The sequence below is a fragment of the Streptomyces sp. NBC_00996 genome, from assembly GCF_045162675.1.
In the GTDB taxonomy this organism is placed as follows: domain Bacteria; phylum Actinomycetota; class Actinomycetes; order Streptomycetales; family Streptomycetaceae; genus Streptomyces.
Window position 1 is genome coordinate 3,128,354 of record NZ_CP108723.1, and the last position, 17,398, is coordinate 3,145,751.

At 71.1% G+C, this 17,398-nt stretch carries 16 protein-coding genes; 9 read left to right on the forward strand and 7 right to left on the reverse strand.

The features are described 5' to 3' along the window. Positions 1-50: 50 nt before the first annotated feature. Together OG390_RS14735 and OG390_RS14740 are read right to left on the reverse strand one after the other, a co-directional pair. Positions 51-1,223, reverse strand: a complete 1,173-nt coding sequence (locus OG390_RS14735) for a serine hydrolase domain-containing protein (RefSeq protein WP_406177664.1) — start codon at positions 1,221-1,223, stop codon at positions 51-53. Next, a complete protein-coding gene (locus OG390_RS14740) occupies positions 1,178-2,536 on the reverse strand; it encodes a multidrug effflux MFS transporter (RefSeq protein ID WP_406168132.1) in 1,359 nt (452 codons plus the stop codon). Before OG390_RS14740 ends, OG390_RS14735 begins: the two co-directional genes overlap by 46 nt. A gap of 109 nt (positions 2,537-2,645) precedes the next feature. Here OG390_RS14740 and OG390_RS14745 point away from each other — a divergent pair, with 109 nt between their 5' ends. Together OG390_RS14745 and OG390_RS14750 are read left to right on the forward strand one after the other, a co-directional pair. Further along, positions 2,646-3,671, forward strand: coding sequence for a Gfo/Idh/MocA family protein (locus OG390_RS14745; protein ID WP_406168134.1), 1,026 nt, complete (start codon positions 2,646-2,648; stop codon positions 3,669-3,671). Positions 3,672-3,729: 58 nt separating this feature from the next. After that, positions 3,730-4,506, forward strand: a complete 777-nt coding sequence (locus OG390_RS14750; RefSeq protein ID WP_406168135.1) for an SDR family oxidoreductase — start codon at positions 3,730-3,732, stop codon at positions 4,504-4,506. Positions 4,507-4,822: 316 nt separating this feature from the next. Here OG390_RS14750 and OG390_RS14755 read toward each other — a convergent pair whose 3' ends face one another. Beyond that, positions 4,823-5,998: a D-alanyl-D-alanine carboxypeptidase family protein gene (locus OG390_RS14755; RefSeq protein WP_406168137.1), complete on the reverse strand. Its 1,176-nt coding sequence runs from the start codon at positions 5,996-5,998 to the stop codon at positions 4,823-4,825. Between the two features lie 338 nt (positions 5,999-6,336). Between OG390_RS14755 and OG390_RS14760 the strand changes: the two genes are divergently transcribed. Both OG390_RS14760 and OG390_RS14765 read left to right on the forward strand, forming a co-directional pair. Beyond that, positions 6,337-7,812, forward strand: coding sequence for an ABC transporter permease (locus OG390_RS14760; protein ID WP_406168139.1), 1,476 nt, complete (start codon positions 6,337-6,339; stop codon positions 7,810-7,812). A gap of 92 nt (positions 7,813-7,904) precedes the next feature. After that, positions 7,905-8,675, forward strand: a complete 771-nt coding sequence (locus tag OG390_RS14765; protein WP_406168141.1) for an ABC transporter ATP-binding protein — start codon at positions 7,905-7,907, stop codon at positions 8,673-8,675. A gap of 85 nt (positions 8,676-8,760) precedes the next feature. On the opposite strand, the gene OG390_RS14770 is transcribed toward OG390_RS14765, so the two are convergent. Both OG390_RS14770 and OG390_RS14775 read right to left on the reverse strand, forming a co-directional pair. Further along, positions 8,761-9,795, reverse strand: a complete 1,035-nt coding sequence (locus tag OG390_RS14770) for an aldo/keto reductase (protein ID WP_406168143.1) — start codon at positions 9,793-9,795, stop codon at positions 8,761-8,763. A gap of 186 nt (positions 9,796-9,981) precedes the next feature. Then, positions 9,982-10,308, reverse strand: coding sequence for a nuclear transport factor 2 family protein (locus OG390_RS14775; protein ID WP_406168144.1), 327 nt, complete (start codon positions 10,306-10,308; stop codon positions 9,982-9,984). A gap of 134 nt (positions 10,309-10,442) precedes the next feature. On the opposite strand from OG390_RS14775, the gene OG390_RS14780 reads away from it, so the two are divergent. From OG390_RS14780 to OG390_RS14790, 3 genes are all read left to right on the forward strand, one after another. Next, positions 10,443-11,006, forward strand: a complete 564-nt coding sequence (locus tag OG390_RS14780) for a DoxX family protein (protein ID WP_406168146.1) — start codon at positions 10,443-10,445, stop codon at positions 11,004-11,006. Positions 11,007-11,295: 289 nt separating this feature from the next. Then, positions 11,296-11,643, forward strand: a complete 348-nt coding sequence (locus tag OG390_RS14785) for a MazG-like family protein (RefSeq protein WP_406168148.1) — start codon at positions 11,296-11,298, stop codon at positions 11,641-11,643. Positions 11,644-11,849: 206 nt separating this feature from the next. After that, positions 11,850-13,166, forward strand: coding sequence for a hypothetical protein (locus tag OG390_RS14790; RefSeq protein WP_406177666.1), 1,317 nt, complete (start codon positions 11,850-11,852; stop codon positions 13,164-13,166). A gap of 31 nt (positions 13,167-13,197) precedes the next feature. Here OG390_RS14790 and OG390_RS14795 read toward each other — a convergent pair whose 3' ends face one another. Next, positions 13,198-13,767 carry a TetR/AcrR family transcriptional regulator gene (locus tag OG390_RS14795; protein ID WP_406168150.1) on the reverse strand — a complete coding sequence of 190 codons (570 nt, stop codon included), beginning with the start codon at positions 13,765-13,767 and terminating at the stop codon, positions 13,198-13,200. 249 nt (positions 13,768-14,016) lie between these two features. Here OG390_RS14795 and OG390_RS14800 point away from each other — a divergent pair, with 249 nt between their 5' ends. Together OG390_RS14800 and OG390_RS14805 are read left to right on the forward strand one after the other, a co-directional pair. Next, a complete protein-coding gene (locus tag OG390_RS14800; RefSeq protein WP_399078703.1) occupies positions 14,017-14,874 on the forward strand; it encodes an AAA family ATPase in 858 nt (285 codons plus the stop codon). A gap of 131 nt (positions 14,875-15,005) precedes the next feature. Continuing rightward, on the forward strand, positions 15,006-16,400 hold the full coding sequence (locus OG390_RS14805) for a vWA domain-containing protein (protein ID WP_406177668.1): 1,395 nt from the start codon (positions 15,006-15,008) through the stop codon (positions 16,398-16,400). A gap of 194 nt (positions 16,401-16,594) precedes the next feature. Here OG390_RS14805 and OG390_RS14810 read toward each other — a convergent pair whose 3' ends face one another. Next, complete coding sequence (locus OG390_RS14810; RefSeq protein WP_406168151.1) at positions 16,595-17,296, reverse strand: SDR family oxidoreductase; 702 nt, start codon at positions 17,294-17,296, stop codon at positions 16,595-16,597. Positions 17,297-17,398 lie beyond the last annotated feature (102 nt).

Genomic DNA, 17,398 nt, shown 5'->3' on the forward strand with positions numbered 1-17,398 from the left:
AAAGGCTGGTACGGGACGGGTAGGGGCAAAGGGGGCGAAACACCCACCCCTCAAGCCCCCCGTACCGCCCGCCGCAGGCGCGTCCCCGCCGCCGCGCGCGGCGCGTTGTCCGCCGGGCGGCGCCGCGGATGCACCGTGTTGGCCAACAGCACCAGGAAGGTGTCCGTCGCCGGGTCGAGCACCAGCGATGTCCCCGTGAAGCCCGTGTGCCCCGCCGCGCCGCGCCCCGCCAGGGCGCCCATGAACCAGGGCTGGTCGATGGCGAAGCCGAGGCCGGGCGGGGTCAGCATCAGCTCGACGAAGTCGGGGCCGAGGATGCGGGCGGGGCCGTAGGAGCCGCCGGCCAGCAGGGTGCGGCAGAAGATCGCCAGGTCGTGGGCCGTGGAGAAGAGGCCCGCATGGCCCGCCACCCCACCGAGCGCCCACGCGTTCTCGTCGTGCACCACACCCCGCAGCATCCCCCGGTCGGCCTTGGCCCACGGCCGCCGCTGGTCCTCCGTGGCCGCCGCGCCCGGGCACGGTCCGAAGCCGGTGGCCGTCATGCCGAGCGGCCGGGTGATGCAGTCCCGGACGATGACGTCGAGCGTGCGCCCGGTGATGCGCTCCAGGACGTGCTGGAGGAGGAGCAGGTTCACGTCCGAGTACAGGTACTCGCCCGGTTCGGACGAGGGGGCCTCCGCGCGGAGCAGTGCCAGGCGTGCGGCGTCGTCCGGGCAGTCGTACAGCGGGAGTTCGGGGCGCAGCCCGGAGGTGTGGGTGAGCAGCTGCCGTACGGTGATGTCGTAGGCGGCAGCCGCGCGGAACTCCGGGAGGTACGCGCCCACCCGCGCATCGATGCCGAGCGTGCCGCGCTCCAGCTGCTGCACCGCGGCGACCGCGGTGAACAGCTTGGTGAGGGAGGCCAGGTCGCAGGGTGTGTGGACGGTCATGGGCACCCGCGCCGCGGGCGGCAGCTCGACCCCCGTGTCCGTCGCCTCGTCGTAGGCCGCGTAGCGCACCGCCCACCCCGCCGCCTGCTCGACGGCGACGACCGGTCCACGCCCCGCGATCACCACCACGCCGGCCGCCCAGGGGTCCGGTCCGCGCGTCAGGGAGCGGACCTCCCGTACGAGGTGACGCAGCTCTTCGGGGTCGAGCCCGGCCCGTTCGGGTGTGTCGGTGCGCAGTCTCGGTGCGCTCAGCTGCCCGCCGCCTTTCCGTCCGATGTACGTCCCGTCTGCCAGGGGCGGCAGAGTCCCACGAAGCAGGCGATGGCCACCAGTACTGCGGCCAGTTGGACGACGGTCATCGGGACAGCGGTGTGCTCCCCGGAGATGCCGACGAGGGGCGAGGCGATCGCGCCGATGAGGAAGGAGGAGGTGCCGAGGAGGGCGGACGCGGAGCCGGCGGCGTGCCGGACGCGCATGAGGGCGAGGGCCTGCGTGTTGGGCATGGCCAGGCCCATCGCGGACATCAGCACGAACAGGGCGGCGGCCACTGGAGCCAGCCCCACCTCGCCGAAGGCGCCCGTGGACATCAGCAGCAGCGCGGTCGCCGCGAGGGCGATGAGCGAGAGGCCGACGGCGAGCGCCTTGTCGAGGCTGACCCGGCCGACCAGGACCTTGCCGTTGATCTGGCCGACGATCACCAGACCGACGGAGTTGAGGCCGAAGAGCAGGCTGAACGTCTGCGGGGAGGCGCCGTAGATCTCCTGCACGACGAACGGCGACGCCGAGATGTACGCGAACAGTGCGGCGAAGGCGAAACCGCCCGCGAGCATGTATCCGGCGAAGATCCGGTCGGCCAGCAGTCCGCGCATGGCGCGCAGCGCCTCACCGACGCCACCGCTGTGCCGTTCGGCCGGTGCGAGAGTCTCGGGGAGCCGGAACCGGACGAGGGCGGTCAGCGCGATGCCGACCGCCGTGAGCACCACGAACACGCCCCGCCAGTCGGTGAAGCGCAGGATCTGGCCGCCGATGAGCGGCGCGACGATCGGGGCGACGCCGGAGATCAGCATGAGGGTGGAGAAGAACCGGGCCATCGCCACACCGTCGTACAGATCGCGGACGACGGCCCGGGCGATCACGATCCCGGCCGCGCCCGCAAGGCCCTGCGCGAGCCGGAAGGCGACGAGGAGTTCGACGTTCGGCGCGAGGGCGCACAGTGCGGTGGCCACGATGTAGACGACGAGACCGGCGAGGAGGGGGCGCTTGCGGCCCCATCTGTCGCTCATCGGGCCGACGACGAGCTGTCCGAGCGCCATGCCCGCGAGGCAGGCGGTGAGCGTGAGCTGCACGGTCGCGGCCGGGGCGTGCAGCGACCGGGTGACCTCCGGAAGCGACGGGAGGTACATGTCCATCGCCAGCGGGGGCGTGGCGGTGAGGCCGCCGAGGATCAGGGTGACGAGGAGTCCGGTGCGGCGGAGGGCGCCGGTGTCCGACGCTTTGGGCGCCGCTTCCGATACGCCGGCGAGCGCGGTGTTCGCTATGTGCCCCTCCGGGCCGGCTTCCTCCCGCTCGAACCGCTCTCCCCGCGTGGTGCGGCCACGCTCGGGCATGTGCCCCTCCCTCTCCGAGTAATCCGCCACCTATGCTCTCAGTTCGAACACAGTGTTCGGGGTCATGGCACTACGGCATCACACGGCATCACAGGGCGAAGGGGCGGGGATGACGGGCGAGCGCGTGCGGTGGGGGATTCTGGCGACCGGGGGGATCGCCGCGGCGTTCACGGCGGATCTGGTGGACATGCCGGACGCCGAGGTCGTGGCGGTGGCCTCGCGGACGGACGCGTCGGCCAAGGCCTTCGCGGAGCGGTTCGGGATACCGAAGGCGTACGGGGACTGGGCGTCGCTCGCCGAGGACCCGGACGTCGACATCGTGTACGTCGCCACTCCGCACGCGGCGCACCGGGCCGCCGCCGGGATGTGCCTGGAGGCCGGGCGCCATGTGCTGTGCGAGAAGGCCTTCACGCTGAACACGCGCGAGGCCGAGGAACTGGTCGCCCTGGCGAAGGAGCACGATCGCTTCCTGATGGAGGCCATGTGGATGTACTGCAATCCACTGGTCCGGCGGCTCAAGACGCTCGTCGACGACGGTGCGATCGGCGAAGTCCGCACCGTGCAGGCCGACTTCGGAATCAACGGCCCGTTCCCGCCGTCGCACCGGCTGCGCGACCCCGCGCAGGGCGGCGGCGCGCTCCTCGACCTGGGCGTCTACCCGGTGTCGTTCGCGCAACTGCTGCTCGGGGAGCCCTCGGACATCACCGCGAGAGCAGTGCTCTCCGACGAGGGCGTTGATCTCCAGACGGGAGCACTGCTCTCCTGGGAGAGCGGCGCTCTCGCTTCGGTACACTGCTCCATCAACGGCGGCACCGCTGTCTCCGCCTCCGTCACCGGCTCCCAGGGCCGCATCGACATCCCGGAGGGCTTCTTCTTCCCGGACCGCCTCGTGCTGCACCGCGACGGCCGCGCCCCGGAGAAGTTCACGGCCGACCCGGCGGACGGCCCGCGCACCAGCCTCAGACACGAGGCCGCCGAGGCGATGCGCGCCCTGCGCGCCGGCGAGACCGAGTCCCCGCTCGTCCCCCTCGACGGCAGCCTCGCCGTGATGCGGACGCTCGACGCGATACGGGACCGCATCGGCGTCCGTTATCCGGGCGAGGTCGGCTGTCCGGGCGAGGCCGACACGGCCTGAGTTCCGCACTGCGGACCCTCCCTTCCGCACCACGGACACTCCCGTACGCTGCGGCCCCATGAATGCCACGCATGCCATGAACGCCCCGCAGACGAAGATCGCGGTGGTGACGGGAGCGGGCTCCGGCATCGGCCGTGCGGTAGCCATGGAACTGCTGCGCACCGGCTGGTCGGTGGCGCTGGCCGGACGCCGGACCGAGCCCCTGGAGGAGACCGCGGCCCTTGTCCCCGAGGGACCCTCGGTGGCCGTACGCACCGACGTCTCGCGGCCCGACGACGTGGCCGCCCTCTTCGGCGCCGTGCGCGACCGCTTCGGGCGGCTCGACCTGCTCTTCAACAACGCCGGCACGTTCGGCCCGGGCGGGGTCCCGCTCGAAGAGCTGCCGTACGACGCCTGGCGGCACGTGGTGGACACCAACCTCAACGGCGCGTTCCTGTGCGCGCAGGCGGCGTACCGGCAGATGAAGGAGCAGGACCCGCAGGGCGGCCGGATCATCAACAACGGTTCCATCTCGGCGCACACGCCCCGCCCGCAGTCGATCGCGTACACGGCGACCAAGCACGCGCTGACGGGTCTGACCAAGTCACTGTCCCTGGACGGGCGCCCGTACCGGATCGCCTGCGGCCAGATCGACATCGGCAACGCGGCCTCCGACATGACCGAGCGGATGCGGACCGGAACGCTCCAGGCGAACGGCGAACTGGCGATCGAGCCGGTGATGGATGTGGCCCATGTGGCGCGCACGGTCCGGCACATGGCGGAGCTGCCCCTGGAGGCGAATGTGCAGTTCGCGACGGTGCTGGCGACGACGATGCCGTACGTGGGGCGCGGCTGAACCGATCGCGCCCGCGCCGTGAACAGCCGATCAACCACTCCTCAATGGTTCGTCAACGACTGGTCAACGACTCAACCTGCACAAACGGAAGCTGAACCTCCGGAGCATATGGGCCGGTAGTGGGCTTATGCTCAACATCTCCTCCACCAGAGCTTCACACTTGGAGCACAAGACTTCGGTAGGGCCATCGGCCCACTCCGAGGGGGGAGGTGGCAGCCGTTCCGCGGACCGGTTGGGGGCGGACCTCGCGCGGGACCGCGAGGTATGCACCGGACCGCGAAACGGCTGCCCCCATACATGTGCGGCGCCGCGAGGTTCAGCGCCGGTGACGGCCGTCCGCGGCGTCGTCGGCCGCCTTGCGTCGGCGGTTGCGCAGCACGAAGGCCCCGCCCGCGAGCAGCGCGACGGCTCCCCCGGCCCCGCCGAGCGGCCCCCACGACGAGCCGTCCCCCGACGCCCCGGACTGTGCGCCCGCGGCCGCCTTCGCCGCCTTCTGTGTGGGCGTCGCGCTCGCACCGCCCTCGCTGAGCGGATCGACCAGCGTGCCGACCGGCACGGCGTTCGCCGCGTTCTTGAAACCCCAGTCGAGCAGCTGCGCCGTCTCCTCGTAGACGCCGCTGCCGCCGCTCTTCGGGTGCATCACGGTGACGAGGAGGGTCCGCCCGTCGCGGGTCGCCGCGCCGGTGAAGGTGTTGCCGGCGTTGCTGGTGTAGCCGTTCTTCACACCGATCAGGCCGTCGTACGTCTCCACGCCCCACGCGCCCGTGAGCAGGCGGTCGGTGTTCTGGATCTGGAAGGTCTTCTTGCCGCCGGCCGGGAAATCGGCGGTCTTCGTCGCGCAGTAGGCGCGGAAGTCGGCGTCGCCGAGGCCGTGACGGGCGAAGAGCGTCAGGTCGTACGCGGACGACAGCTGCCCCTTGTGGTCGAAGCCGTCGGGGCTGATCACGTGCGTGTCCAGGGCCTGCAGGTCCGCGGCCTTGGCCTGCATCTCGGCGACGGTCACGGCGACGCCGCCGTTCATGTGGCTGAGCACGTGCACCGCGTCGTTGCCCGAGCGCAGGAAGACGCCCTGCCACAACTGCTCGACGGTGTACGTGATGCCGGGCTTGACGCCGACAAGACTGGAGCCCGCCGGTATCCCCGCGAGGTCGGCGTCGGTCACCCTGTGCTTCTCGGTCCGCTCGAACTTCTTCAGCACGGTGTCCGCGAACAGCATCTTCAGGGTGGACGCGGGTGCCAGCCGCCGGTGCGCGTTGAACGCGGCGAGCACCTGGCCGCTGTCGTGGTCCGCGACGACCCAGGCGCGGGCGGTGAGCCTCTTGGGCAGCCCCGAGACGCCACGCACCTGAATACCGGTGCGTCCGAGCCGTTCACCGCCGATCGTCGTGGCGGCGTACGCGGATGGGGCGGCCGTGGAAGTGGCCGCGGCCAGCGGGACGGCTGCGGCGAGGCCGAGAGCGGCACGACGGGAAACCCGAGAAGAAACACGCATCCCGGGACCGTACAAAGTGCTTCCGCGGCGTGGCACAGCGGGGTGATAAAGGACTCACAAAGGCGCGGCAAAACGGCGCGGGCCCGCCCCGTACGACCGTCCACCGTCCCACCGGGAGATGCGCACCGGGCGAGCCCGCTGTCTTCACCAAGGGCCACTCAACAGGCGTTTCCTGGCAGTACGCCCTAGAGAGCCTAGGAATCGGCTGTCTTACGGAATATTGATTCCGGGCGCTACTTTCTCAGCCCTCACACATCTCTTGCTCAGCCCGGCTCAAAGGTTCCTCCATAGCTTGTGGCCGCGCCCACAGCGGGCGCCAAGAACCTTTGAGGAACGGGATGTTTGGCATCTATCTCAAGCGTGAGCTGAGCCGGCGCAAGAAGGCGGCGCTGGTGATCGCCATGGGTCTGGCGCTCGGTATCGCGCTGGTCATCACCGTCAACTCGGTGTCGGCCGGCATGCAGCAGGCACAGGACAAGGTCCTGAAGTCGCTGTACGGGCTCGGCACCGACATGACGGTCACCAAGGCCCAGACGGCGCCTTCGAGCAACGCCTCGGGCAGACCGAAGTTCGACTTCGACGCCAAGTCCAACGACAGCAAGACGACCCAGAGCTCCGACCGCGTGATGACGCAGGGTGGTCAGTCCCTGAAGTCCTCGCTCGTCACCGAGGTCGCCGCGCAGAAGGGCGTGGCGAGCGCGGTGGGCGCGCTGAGCCTGAACGTCACCAAGGTCAACGGCTCCTTCACGCAGGGCAAGGCGCAGTCCTCCACCCAGCAGCAGAGCGGCGGCCAGAGCGGTCCCGGCGGCGGCACCAGCACGGGCCAGCCCCAGGTGCAGGGCGGCGGCGCCTCCTTCGACGTGAACTCGTACTCCGTCGCGGGCGTCGATGTCAGCGACCAGGACCTCGGCCCGCTGGCCACCTCGAAGATCACCTCGGGCAAGACCTTCACGACCGCGCAGACCAACGCGAAGGTCGCGGTGGTCAGCAAGTCGTACGCCAAGGAGAACAAGTACAAGGTCGGCAAGACCTTCAAGATCTCCGGCACCAAGTACACGATCATCGGTATCGCGACGCCGGACAGCAGCGAGTCGACCACCGACGTCTACCTGCCGCTGAAGCAGGCGCAGACGCTCGGCGACTCGAAGAACAAGGTCACCACGATCTACGTCAAGGCGACCGACTCGAAGCAGATCGACACCGTCAAGAAGACGATCCAGAAGAACATCTCGGGTACCACGGTCACCACGTCCGCCGATCTCGCGGACACCGTCTCCGGCTCGCTGTCCACCGCCTCCAACCTCGCCACCAGCGTCGGCAAGTGGCTGTCCATCGCGGTCCTCGTCGCCGCGTTCCTGGTGGCGGCGCTCCTCACCTCATCCGCCGTCTCCCGTCGCGTCCGTGAGTTCGGCACCCTGAAGGCGCTCGGCTGGCCGTCCCGCAAGGTGACCCGCCAGGTCGTCGGCGAGTCCATCGTGAACGGTCTGCTCGGCGGCGCGCTCGGCATCGCCCTGGGCCTCGGCGCGGCGTACGCGGTCACGGCGATCAGCCCGAAGCTGACGGCGGAGCTCGGCTCCACCGGGGGCATGGGCGGCGGTGGCGGCATGGGCGGCGGCCCCGGTGGCGGCGGCCCCGGCCAGGCGGCCTCGGCGGCCAAGAACACCATGGAGATCGCGCTGTCCGCGCCGGTCTCGCCGACCACCATCGCGCTCGCGGCGGGCCTGGCCATCGCGGGCGGCCTGATCGCCGGTGCGATGGGCGGCTGGCGCGCCTCCCGGATGCGCCCGGCGGACGCGCTGCGCAGCGTCTCGTAACTCGCCCTCGGGCCATACCCCCTGAGCCGGGGCGCCGCGTCCGTTCCCCCCCGGGCCGCGGCGCCCCGCCCCCTTCATCTTCGGAGACCTTCATGTACAAGCTCACCGGCGTCACCAAGCGCTACACACGGGGCAAGGAGACGGTGGAGGCGCTGCGCGGCGTCGACCTCGCCATCGAGGACGGCGACCAGCTCGTCATCCAGGGCCCCACCGGCGGCGGCAAGTCGACCCTGCTCCAGATGATCGGCGGCCTCGACCGCCCGTCCTCCGGCAGCGTCGAACTGGACGGCGTGGACCTCGCCTCCATCAGCGAGGCCAAGCTGACCCGGCTGCGCGCCGAGAAGATCGGCATCATCTTCCAGGCCTTCAACCTCATCCCGACGCTGACCGCGCAGGAGAACGTCGAGACCGCCCTCGTACCGCTCGGCGTGAAGCCCAAGGAGCGGCGCGAGCGGGCCGCCGAGGCGCTGACTTCGGTCGGTCTCGGCGACCGCCTGGGCCACGCGCCCAGCGAGCTGTCCGGCGGCCAGCAGCAGCGCGTCGCCATCGCCCGCGCGCTGGTCAAGAAGCCGAAGGTACTGCTCGCCGACGAGCCGACCGGCAACCTCGACGAGGGCACCCGCGACGACATCATGGGGCTGCTCGAAGGCCTGTGGCACGAGTACGGGCTGACCTTCATCATGGTCACCCACGACTCGTCCATCGCCCGCCGCGCACCGCGCCTGGCGACCATCAAGGCGGGACAGATCACGCTGACCGAACAGGGCGGCGCGCGCCGTGCCGCCGCGGCCCAGCCGATTGTCCAGCAGCCGGCCCAGCAGGAGTACGCCCAGCAGCAGACCTACGGCGGTCAGGGCTACTGACCGTTCGGTGGTCCTACGGCTGCCTGTGCGCGGTCCTGGGGGATGCGGACGCCCTGGAGGACGACGTCCTCCAGGGCGGCGCCGCTCACCGTCCGAGTACGCGGTCGACCTCGGCCAGCTGCCCGGCGGTGAGCGGCCCCTTGGCGATCGCGCCCGCGTTCTCCTCGGCCTGGGCGACCGAGCGGAACCCCGGGATGGGAACGGTGTGCGGGCTGCGCGCCCACAGCCAGGCGAGGGCGCCCTGCGCGAGGGTACGGCCGCCGCTGGTGAGGATCTCCTTGAGGGCGTCGACCCGGGCGAGCCACTGCGGGTCGGCGCCGCCCTGCTCGGTGAAGCCCGGCAGCCAGGCGGGCGGCGTGTTGCGGATGTCCCCCGCTTCGAGGGCCTGCCCCGCGGTGTGCTTCCCGGTCAGCAACCCCATCGCCAGCGGACTGCGGTTGACGCTCGCGAGGTCCGACTCGGCGCAGAGCGCGAGGAGTTCGGGCGCGTCCTGCAGCACATTGAGCCGATGCTGTACGGCCGCACAGTGCGCGCCCCGCGCGAAGACGGCCGCGCGCTCGGGGTCGTCGGTGCTCCACGCGTAGGCGCGGATCAGCCCTTCCCGTACGAACTCCTCGCAGGCCTCGCGGAGTTGCGCGGCCCGCTCCGGGTCCGCGTCGGACAGGTGCAACTGGTAGAGGTCGACGTGGTCGGTGTCAAGGCGCCGCAGTGAGGCGGTCAGCGCACGGCGGGCGTACGCCGGGGAGTCGTCGCTGCCGGTGAGCAGCCGACGCTCCTCGTCGATCACGTTGCCCCACTTGGTGGCCACGACCACGTCGGAGCGCCGCTTGCCCAGCGCCCGCGCGAGAACGCGCTCGCTGTGCCCGGCGCCGTACGCGTCCGCCGTGTCGAAGAAGGTCACACCGAGGTCGAGGGCGCGCCGAAGGGCCCGTACGGACTCCTCGTCGTCGACCTTGCCCCAGCCGAGCGGCTGCCCGTCGGGCGTCGACCACTCACCGCCGATGGCCCAGCAGCCGAAGCCGAGAGGGCTCACCTCGATACCGCTGCGTCCCAGTGTCCTGTGCTCAGTCGTGTGCTCACTGCTCCCGTGCTCAGTCGTCCCGTGCTCAGTGGTCTCCATGCCACTGGACGCTAGGAGTTGGAGCGCACACGAAGGCAAGCCCCTTGCGATGGAGGGTTCCTCAAGCCCGGCCGCGCTCGACGCCGTCAAACCCGGCCGGTCTCAAAGCCGTCAAGCCCGGCCGGTCTCGAAGTCCTCAGGCCCGGCCGGTCTCGAAGTCCTCAGGCCCGGCCGGTCTCGAAGTCCTCAGGCCTGGCCGGTCTCGAAGCGGGTGATCCTGCCGCCGTCGTCGACGGTGAAGCTCCACCTCGTCTTCATCTCGCCCCAGGTGTCGTTGTTGTAGCGGGCGATGAGGGAGCGGCCTCCGTTGGACTCGTTGTCGACGTCCATGTGGCCGTGGGAGGAGAAGATCTCCCGGTCGGTCCAGTCGGCGAGGTCCCGGTCGGAGCCGTCGTCGGACATGGTCGCGCCCGGGGCGAGGACGGCCTCGAAGGCGTCCCGGTCGTGGGCGTTCACCGCGGTGACGAAGGCCCGGACGGCCGGGTCGCTGAGTTTCGCTACCTGAATCGTCATGTCAGCCAGACTCACACCGGTCCCCCGCGCCCGCCACCCGAACGGCTGCCCGGGAGCGTCGGGCTCGTCCGATCGGTGCGACGGTGGAGCCCCGAGGAGGGAACCGTTGCCCGCTGTCTGCTCTGGGAGTCACCGTGACCTGTTTCGACCGAACCGATCTGGGACTGCTGCTGCTCCGTCTGGGCACGGGCGGAGTGCTGGCCGCGCACGGGGCGCAGAAACTGCTCGGCTGGTTCGGCGGGGGCGGCCTCGAAGCGACCGGGGCGGCCATGGAGGCCATGGGCTACACGCCCGGGAAGGCGAGCGCGACGGCGGCCGGTCTCGCGGAGGCCGGCGGCGGCACGCTGCTGGCGCTGGGCCTGGCGACGCCCGCGGCCGGTGCGGCGGCGGCCGGCGCGATGGCGGGCGCGGCGGCGGTGCACGCACCGAGCGGGTTCTTCGCGATGGAAGGCGGCTACGAGTACGCGGCGTCGCTGGGTCTGACGGCGGCGGGCCTCGCGGTGACGGGGCCCGGCCGGCTGTCCCTCGACCATCTGCTGGGCCACACGGTGAACCGCGGCTGGATGGTGCCGACGGCACTGGGCGTGACGGCGGCGGTCACGGCGCTGGTCGTGGGAGCGCGGCACAAGAGGGTGCGGAAGGCGGCGGAGGGGGAGCAGGAAGCGCTGTTCGACGAGCAGGCGTTCGTCGACGAGTAGACGTCGGGTCTACGAGGAGGCGTCGGGCGAGCCGCCTCTGGGGAGGCCGGCTCCATGGCTGACTCCGGGGACACTGGCCCCATGGCCGACTCGGGGACACTGACCCCATGGCCGACCCCGGGACACTGACCCCATAGCCGACCCCGGGACACTGACCCCATGGCCGACCCCGGGACACTGACCCCATGGCCGACCCCGGGACACTGACCCCATAGCCGACCCCGGGACACTGACCCCATAGCCGACCCCGGGACACTGGCCCCATAGCCGACCCCGGGACACTGGCCCCATGGCTGATGAAGACGTCTGGGACTCGATCGACCGCCTGCACGCCTGGCTGGACGCCCATCGGGCGCACGGCGGCCGGGAGGGCCTGCTCCTGCGCGTGCTGAAGCTGTCGGAGGAGGTCGGCGAGGTCGCCCAGGCGGTGATCGGCGCGACGAGCCAGAACCCGCGCAAGGGCACGAGCCACACCTGGGACGACGTCCAGTCGGAGCTCTGCGACGTCGTGATCACGGCGCTGGTGGCCTTGCGCACGCTGGCGCCGGACGCGCGCGAGGTCTTCACCGCCCACTTGGCGGGCGTCACGGAGCGATCGCTCGGGCCCATCGAGGAGGGACCAACTCCCGGAGCATAGAGCACACTTGCGACCCGGCGACCTGCCGGTGTCCGAAGGTATTCACCCCGCGGACCTACGCGCGCCGCATGGAGTTGGCGGAGGCGGCTGAGCCTTCTCGTCGGCATCACGTCGACGAAAGGGTCCCAGTGCAGGACTACGTTTTTCCCTCAGGTCGCAGGGCGATTGCCGTGGTGAGCGGGGTGCTTACGCTCGCCGTCGTGGGGATGGGAAGCCAGGCGCGGGCGGCGAGTTACGGCACACCGAGCCTTTCGTTGTCGGCGGCGTACCTGTCCGGCGCGGTGGGTGCGAGCGGTGATCCGGTCGTGCAGGTGACGGTCGCCCAGAGCGGTGCCGACGCGGGTGCGCTCGCCGTCTCGGTGACCAAGAGCAGCAAGACCTCCGTGGCGACCACCGGCGACGTCACCGTCACCGGAACCGGCGCCACCCGTAAGGTCGCCGTCGCCGCGCGCGGCCGGGGCTACACCGACCTCACCGTGAAGGTGACGGGGGTCGACGGCCAGACGGCCACGAAGACGCTGCACTACGCCGCGTCGGCCACCGTCCAGCAGAGCGCGGACAGCAGGTACTTCACCGGTTCCAGCGACGCCTCCGCCGCCGTCGACGTGGGCGGCGGGTACGCGGTCGTCGCGGACGACGAGTCCAACGTGCTGCGCCTGTACGACCGTTCGACATCGGGCGCGCCCGTCAGGACCTGGGACTTCAGCTCCAAGATCGGTGTCTCGAAGGAGATCGACATCGAGGGCGCCGCCCGCGTCGGCGACACCATCTACTGGACGGGCTCGCTGGGCAACAACAAGGACGGCGAGTACAAGTCGGCCCGCAACACGGTCTTCACGACCAAGGTCACCGGTTCGGGCGCGGCCACGACCCTCTCGTACGGCGGCTCTTACGCGAAGCTGCGCGACGGCCTCGTCGCCTGGGACGAGGCGAACGGCGACCGCTACGGCTTCGCGGCGGGCACCGCCGACGGTCAGGTGCCCAAGCAGATCGACGGCTTCAACGTGGAGGGCCTGGAGTTCGCCCCGGGTTCGACGACCACGGCGTACATCGGCTTCCGCGCGCCCCTCGCCCCGGCGGTGGCGGGCGGCAAGGCGCTCCTCGTCCCCGTCACGAACATCGACAAGATGGTCGGCAGCGGCGCGTCGGCCACCTTCGGCACCCCGATCGAGCTCGACCTCGGCGGCCTCTCGGTCCGCGACATCCGCAAGAACGCCTCGAACCAGTACCTGATCGTCGCCGGCTCCTGGGCCGCCGACGACAACACCGACCCGTACGCCCTGTACTCCTGGGACGGCAACCCGGCCCATGCCCCGGTCAAGCGCCTCGACCTCCCCACCTCGGACCCCGGCGGCTGGGAGTCCGTCGTCGACGTCCCCGACCTGACGGTCCCGGGCGCCCGCGCCCAGCTGATCACCGACGACGGCTCCGCCGACCTGTACGGCGACGGCACGGAGGCCAAGGACCTCACTCACCCGGAGTGGAAGAAGTCCCGGACCACGTGGTTCACGGTCACCGGCTGAGGCAGCGGTAGCGGCTGCGGCAGCGGTGGTGCTACGCGACGCCCGCGGCGTCCAGCAGCACCGTGGCGGTCGTCGTGGCCAGCCCGTCGAGGGTCTCGATCCTGGCGCCCGCGCGGGCGCTCGCACCGTCGAAGACCAGCATCAACTGCCGGGCGAGGAGTTCGGGGTCGCGCGCGCCACCGCGCTCGGCCTCGACCCGGAACACCTCTTTGAGACGCTGCTTGGCGCCGCCGGCGACCGCGCTCGCCGGGTGCTCGGGGTCCTTCAGCTCGACCAGTACGGCGAGGAAGGGGCAGCCGCGGAACTCGGGCAGCGCCGCTGTCTTCTCCAGCCGCTCGAAGACGCCCAGGATGCGCTCGCGCGGCGTGACGGCCTCCCCCGGAACGGGCGTGAGCTCCTCCACGTACCGCGGAATGCGCCGCTCCAGGCTCGCCGCGAGGAGGTCGTCCTTGCCGGCGAAAAGCTGGTACATCGACCTCTTCGAGACACCGGCCGACCGGCACAGTGCCTCGATGCCGATGGAGACGCCGTCGCGGTAGGAGAGCTCGGCCGCCGCGTCCAGCAGCCGGTCCCTCGGGGACGCCTTGTCTGTAGTGGCCATAGGGCGAGGTTACCTCGCAAGAGGGAGCGAGGAAACCGATCGGTATACGGCTGCGCGAGCACCTTCACGCCTGGCGCTCTGCGAGCACCCACACGCGTGACCCGACCCTCCGCCGGCACCCTCGCGCGCACCCCTCTGCGAGCGCGCACACGCGTGACGCCGTGCGAGCACGCTCACACGTGACAGGGTGGTGAACAAGCGCTTAGATAGTGAGCCGACCTCGCCCGTGCCGAGCTGGAGGCCCCGTTGCTGTTCACATCCGTCGACGATGTCTCCGCACGCCTCGCCGAGACCGGCTATCTGGCGTCTCCCGCCGTCGCCACGACGGTCTTCCTGGCCGACCGGCTCGGCAAGCCGCTCCTGGTGGAGGGCCCCGCCGGGGTCGGCAAGACGGAACTCGCCAAGGCCGTCGCGCAGGTCGCCGGAGCACGGCTGGTCCGGCTGCAGTGCTACGAAGGCGTCGACGAGTCCCGGGCGCTGTACGAGTGGAACCACGCCAAGCAGCTGCTACGCATCAGCGCGGGCCGCGACGAGACGTGGGACGAGGCGCGCACCGACATCTTCAGCGAGGAATTCCTGCTGGCGCGCCCGCTTTTGACGGCGATCCGCGGCGACGAGCCCAAGGTGTTGCTGATCGACGAGACCGACAAGGCCGACGTCGAGGTGGAGGGCCTGCTGCTCGAAGTCCTCAGCGACTTCCAGGTCACCGTCCCCGAGTTGGGCACGATCACCGCGACCAGTCGCCCCTTCGTGGTCCTCACCTCGAACGCGAGCCGCGAGCTGTCCGAGGCGCTGCGCCGCCGCTGCCTTTTCCTCCACATCGGCTTCCCGGACGAGGAGTTGGAGCGGCGCATCGTACGGCTGAAGGTGCCGGGCCTCGACGTGGCGTTGGCGGAGTCCGTGGTGCGGGTGGTCGGCGCGCTGCGCGAGATGGATCTGCGGAAGGTCCCCTCGGTCGCCGAGACGATCGACTGGGCTCGCACGCTGCTCGCGCTCGGCGCGGACACCCTCGACGAGAGCGTCGTGCACGACAGCCTCGGCGTGCTCCTCAAGCACCAGGACGACGTTCTCAAGGCGACCGCCAAGCTCGACCTGGACGCCGTGTGACCGCGCCGTCGGCCGGTGCGGCGGATCAGCCGGCGGGCGCAGCCGACCCTGCGGCCGATGTGGCGGACCGGCTGACGGATCCCGTCGGACCGGCGCGCGCAGCCGACCCTGCGGCCGATGTGGCGGACCGGCTGACGGGTCCCGTCGGACCGGCGGGCGCAGCCGACCGGGCGGCCGATGTGGCGGAGCGGCTGACGGGTCTCGTCGGGACGCTGCGCTCGCACGGGGTGCGGATCGGTACCGGGGAAACCCTGGACGCCGCACAGGCGTTGGAGGCGCTCGGCCTCGCGGACCGGGAACGGCTGCGCGAAGGCCTCGCCGCCACGCTGCTCCACAACCCGGGGCAACGGCGGGTGTTCGATCCGGTCTTCGACGTGTACTTTCCGCGCCGCGTCGGGGCGCCGCCGGACAGCGAGGCACCCGCCGACCGGGGGGACCTGCGGAGCCGGCTCGCGGCCGCGCTCGCGGCCGACGACCGAGCGGCGATCGCACAGTTGGCGGTCGAGGCGGTGGACGGGTTCGGCGGCTACGGTTCCTCGCCGGGGTCGGACGGCTGGTCGTCGTACCAGACGCTCGACCGGCTGCGGCCGCAGACGCTGATGGCGCGGGTGCGCGACAGCGTCCGGGCACAGCGCGGCGGAGCGGGGTTCACCGACCGGCTGCTGGAGGACGAGATCCGGCGGCGCATCGAGGCCTTCCGCGCGCAGGTCGCCACAGAGGCGCGGCGGCGGGTCGCCGAGCGGCGCGGCCGGGACGAGATCGCACGGCGGGCGGTGGCCCCGACCGCCGACCGGGTCGACTTCCTGTTCGCGGGGCGGACCCAACTCGCCGAGCTGCGCAGGGTGGTTCAGCCGCTCGCGCGCAAGCTGGCCACCCGGCTCGCCGCACGCCGCCGTCGAGCCGCCCGGGGCACCATCGACCTACGGCGGACCCTGCGCGGGTCGCTGTCGACGGGCGGGGTGCCGATGCGCCCCGTGCTGCGCAGGCGCCGCCCCGTCCGGCCCGAACTGGTGCTGCTGTGCGATGTGTCGGGCTCGGTGTCCGGATTCTCGGACTTCACCATGCTGCTGGTACAGGCGCTGCACGACCAGTTCAGCAAGGTGCGGGTGTTCGCCTTCGTCAACCGCATCGACGAGGTGACCGGGCTTCTGGTGCACGGCAGGGCCGACCCGGAGGGGCTGGGCGCCCGCATCCAGGCGGAGGCCACGCTGACGGGCTGGCACGGCAGCAGCGACTACGGTGTCGCGTTCGGCGAGTTCGACGAGCGGTACGCCGACGCGGTCGGGCCGCGTACGACCGTGTTCGTCCTCGGCGACGCCCGTACGAACATGAGCGACCCGAATCTCCCGGCCGTACGGCACGTTTCCGAACGGGCCCGCCGCGTCTACTGGTTGAACCCCGAGCAGCGGCCCCAGTGGGGCACGGGCGATTCCGCCGCCCCCGCCTACGCCGAACTCGTCGAGATGCACGAGTGCCGCAACGCCCGGCAGCTCAGCGAGCTGATCGCCCGCCTGCTGCCGGTCTGACATCACCCGCCTGCCGCCGGGCTGCGATCGCCCGCCTGCCGCCGACCTGAGATCACCCGCCCTGCCGCCGACCTGAGATCACCCGCCCGCCGCCGACCTGAGATCACCCGCCCTGCCGGCCGTCTGCGATCGCAGGCCCGCCGCCCTCTGCAATTGCAGGCCTGCCGCCAGACTGCCGCCGGCCCACGGCCCGATTACGCCACCAGCTGCGGATACATCACGCCGATGTCCTGCGACAGCTGGGCCTTGACCTGCCGGGTGAGGTCGTCGGCCAGCACCTCGAAGGCACCGGACTCGATGCCGTCGAGCGCCTGGGCCGCCACGCTCTCGGGGGTGGACTTCGGCGCATCGACATGGGCGGCCAGGTCCGTGTCGACGTAACCGACGTGGAGTCCGGTGACCTCGATGCCGCGCGGCTTCAGGTCGAGCCGCAGGGAGTTGGTCTGCGACCAGAGGGCGGCCTTGGACGCACTGTAGGAATTCAGGAGGCCGACCCACGAGAGCACCGAGTGGACGTTGAGGATGTGACCGCCGCCGTTGCGCTCGATGATCGGCACGAAGGCGCGCGTGACGAGGAGCGGGCCGTAGAAGTTCGTCTCGAACTCGCGGCGGACGTCCTCGACGGGCGAATCCAGGAAGTTCGCGTTCACGGACGCGCCGGCGTTGTTGATCAGGACGGTGACGTCCTGCGCCTGCTCGGCGGCCGCGGCGACGGACGCGGGATCACTCACTTCCAGCGCAAGCGGTACCGCGTCGGGGTGCTTGACCGTCCGGGCGTCGCGCGCGGTCGCGTACACCTTCTTCGCACCCCGCTCGTACAGGGACTGCACCAGCGCCCGGCCGATACCGCGGCTGCCGCCGGTGACCAGTGCGACCGAGCCTTCGATGGATGTCATGGGTACTCCCGGGAACGAGGAATGAGGAATGACGAATGAGGAAACCGATCGGTTTACCTACTCCTGCGAGAGTAAACCGATCGGTTTCCCGCTGCAAGGCCG

What these genes read in the sequence shown, in the direction of transcription:
- OG390_RS14790 (WP_406177666.1), top strand. Translation starts at nt 11,850, where the DNA reads ATGGGAAGCCAGGCGCGGGCGGCGAGTTACGGCACACCGAGCCTTTCG.
- OG390_RS14760 (WP_406168139.1), top strand. Translation starts at nt 6,337, where the DNA reads ATGTTTGGCATCTATCTCAAGCGTGAGCTGAGCCGGCGCAAGAAGGCG.
- OG390_RS14740 (WP_406168132.1), bottom strand. Translation starts at nt 2,536, where the DNA reads ATGCCCGAGCGTGGCCGCACCACGCGGGGAGAGCGGTTCGAGCGGGAG.
- OG390_RS14810 (WP_406168151.1), bottom strand. Translation starts at nt 17,296, where the DNA reads ATGACATCCATCGAAGGCTCGGTCGCACTGGTCACCGGCGGCAGCCGC.
- OG390_RS14745 (WP_406168134.1), top strand. Translation starts at nt 2,646, where the DNA reads ATGACGGGCGAGCGCGTGCGGTGGGGGATTCTGGCGACCGGGGGGATC.
- OG390_RS14785 (WP_406168148.1), top strand. Translation starts at nt 11,296, where the DNA reads ATGGCTGATGAAGACGTCTGGGACTCGATCGACCGCCTGCACGCCTGG.
- OG390_RS14770 (WP_406168143.1), bottom strand. Translation starts at nt 9,795, where the DNA reads ATGGAGACCACTGAGCACGGGACGACTGAGCACGGGAGCAGTGAGCAC.
- OG390_RS14775 (WP_406168144.1), bottom strand. Translation starts at nt 10,308, where the DNA reads ATGACGATTCAGGTAGCGAAACTCAGCGACCCGGCCGTCCGGGCCTTC.
- OG390_RS14750 (WP_406168135.1), top strand. Translation starts at nt 3,730, where the DNA reads ATGAATGCCACGCATGCCATGAACGCCCCGCAGACGAAGATCGCGGTG.
- OG390_RS14765 (WP_406168141.1), top strand. Translation starts at nt 7,905, where the DNA reads ATGTACAAGCTCACCGGCGTCACCAAGCGCTACACACGGGGCAAGGAG.
- OG390_RS14755 (WP_406168137.1), bottom strand. Translation starts at nt 5,998, where the DNA reads ATGCGTGTTTCTTCTCGGGTTTCCCGTCGTGCCGCTCTCGGCCTCGCC.
- OG390_RS14795 (WP_406168150.1), bottom strand. Translation starts at nt 13,767, where the DNA reads ATGGCCACTACAGACAAGGCGTCCCCGAGGGACCGGCTGCTGGACGCG.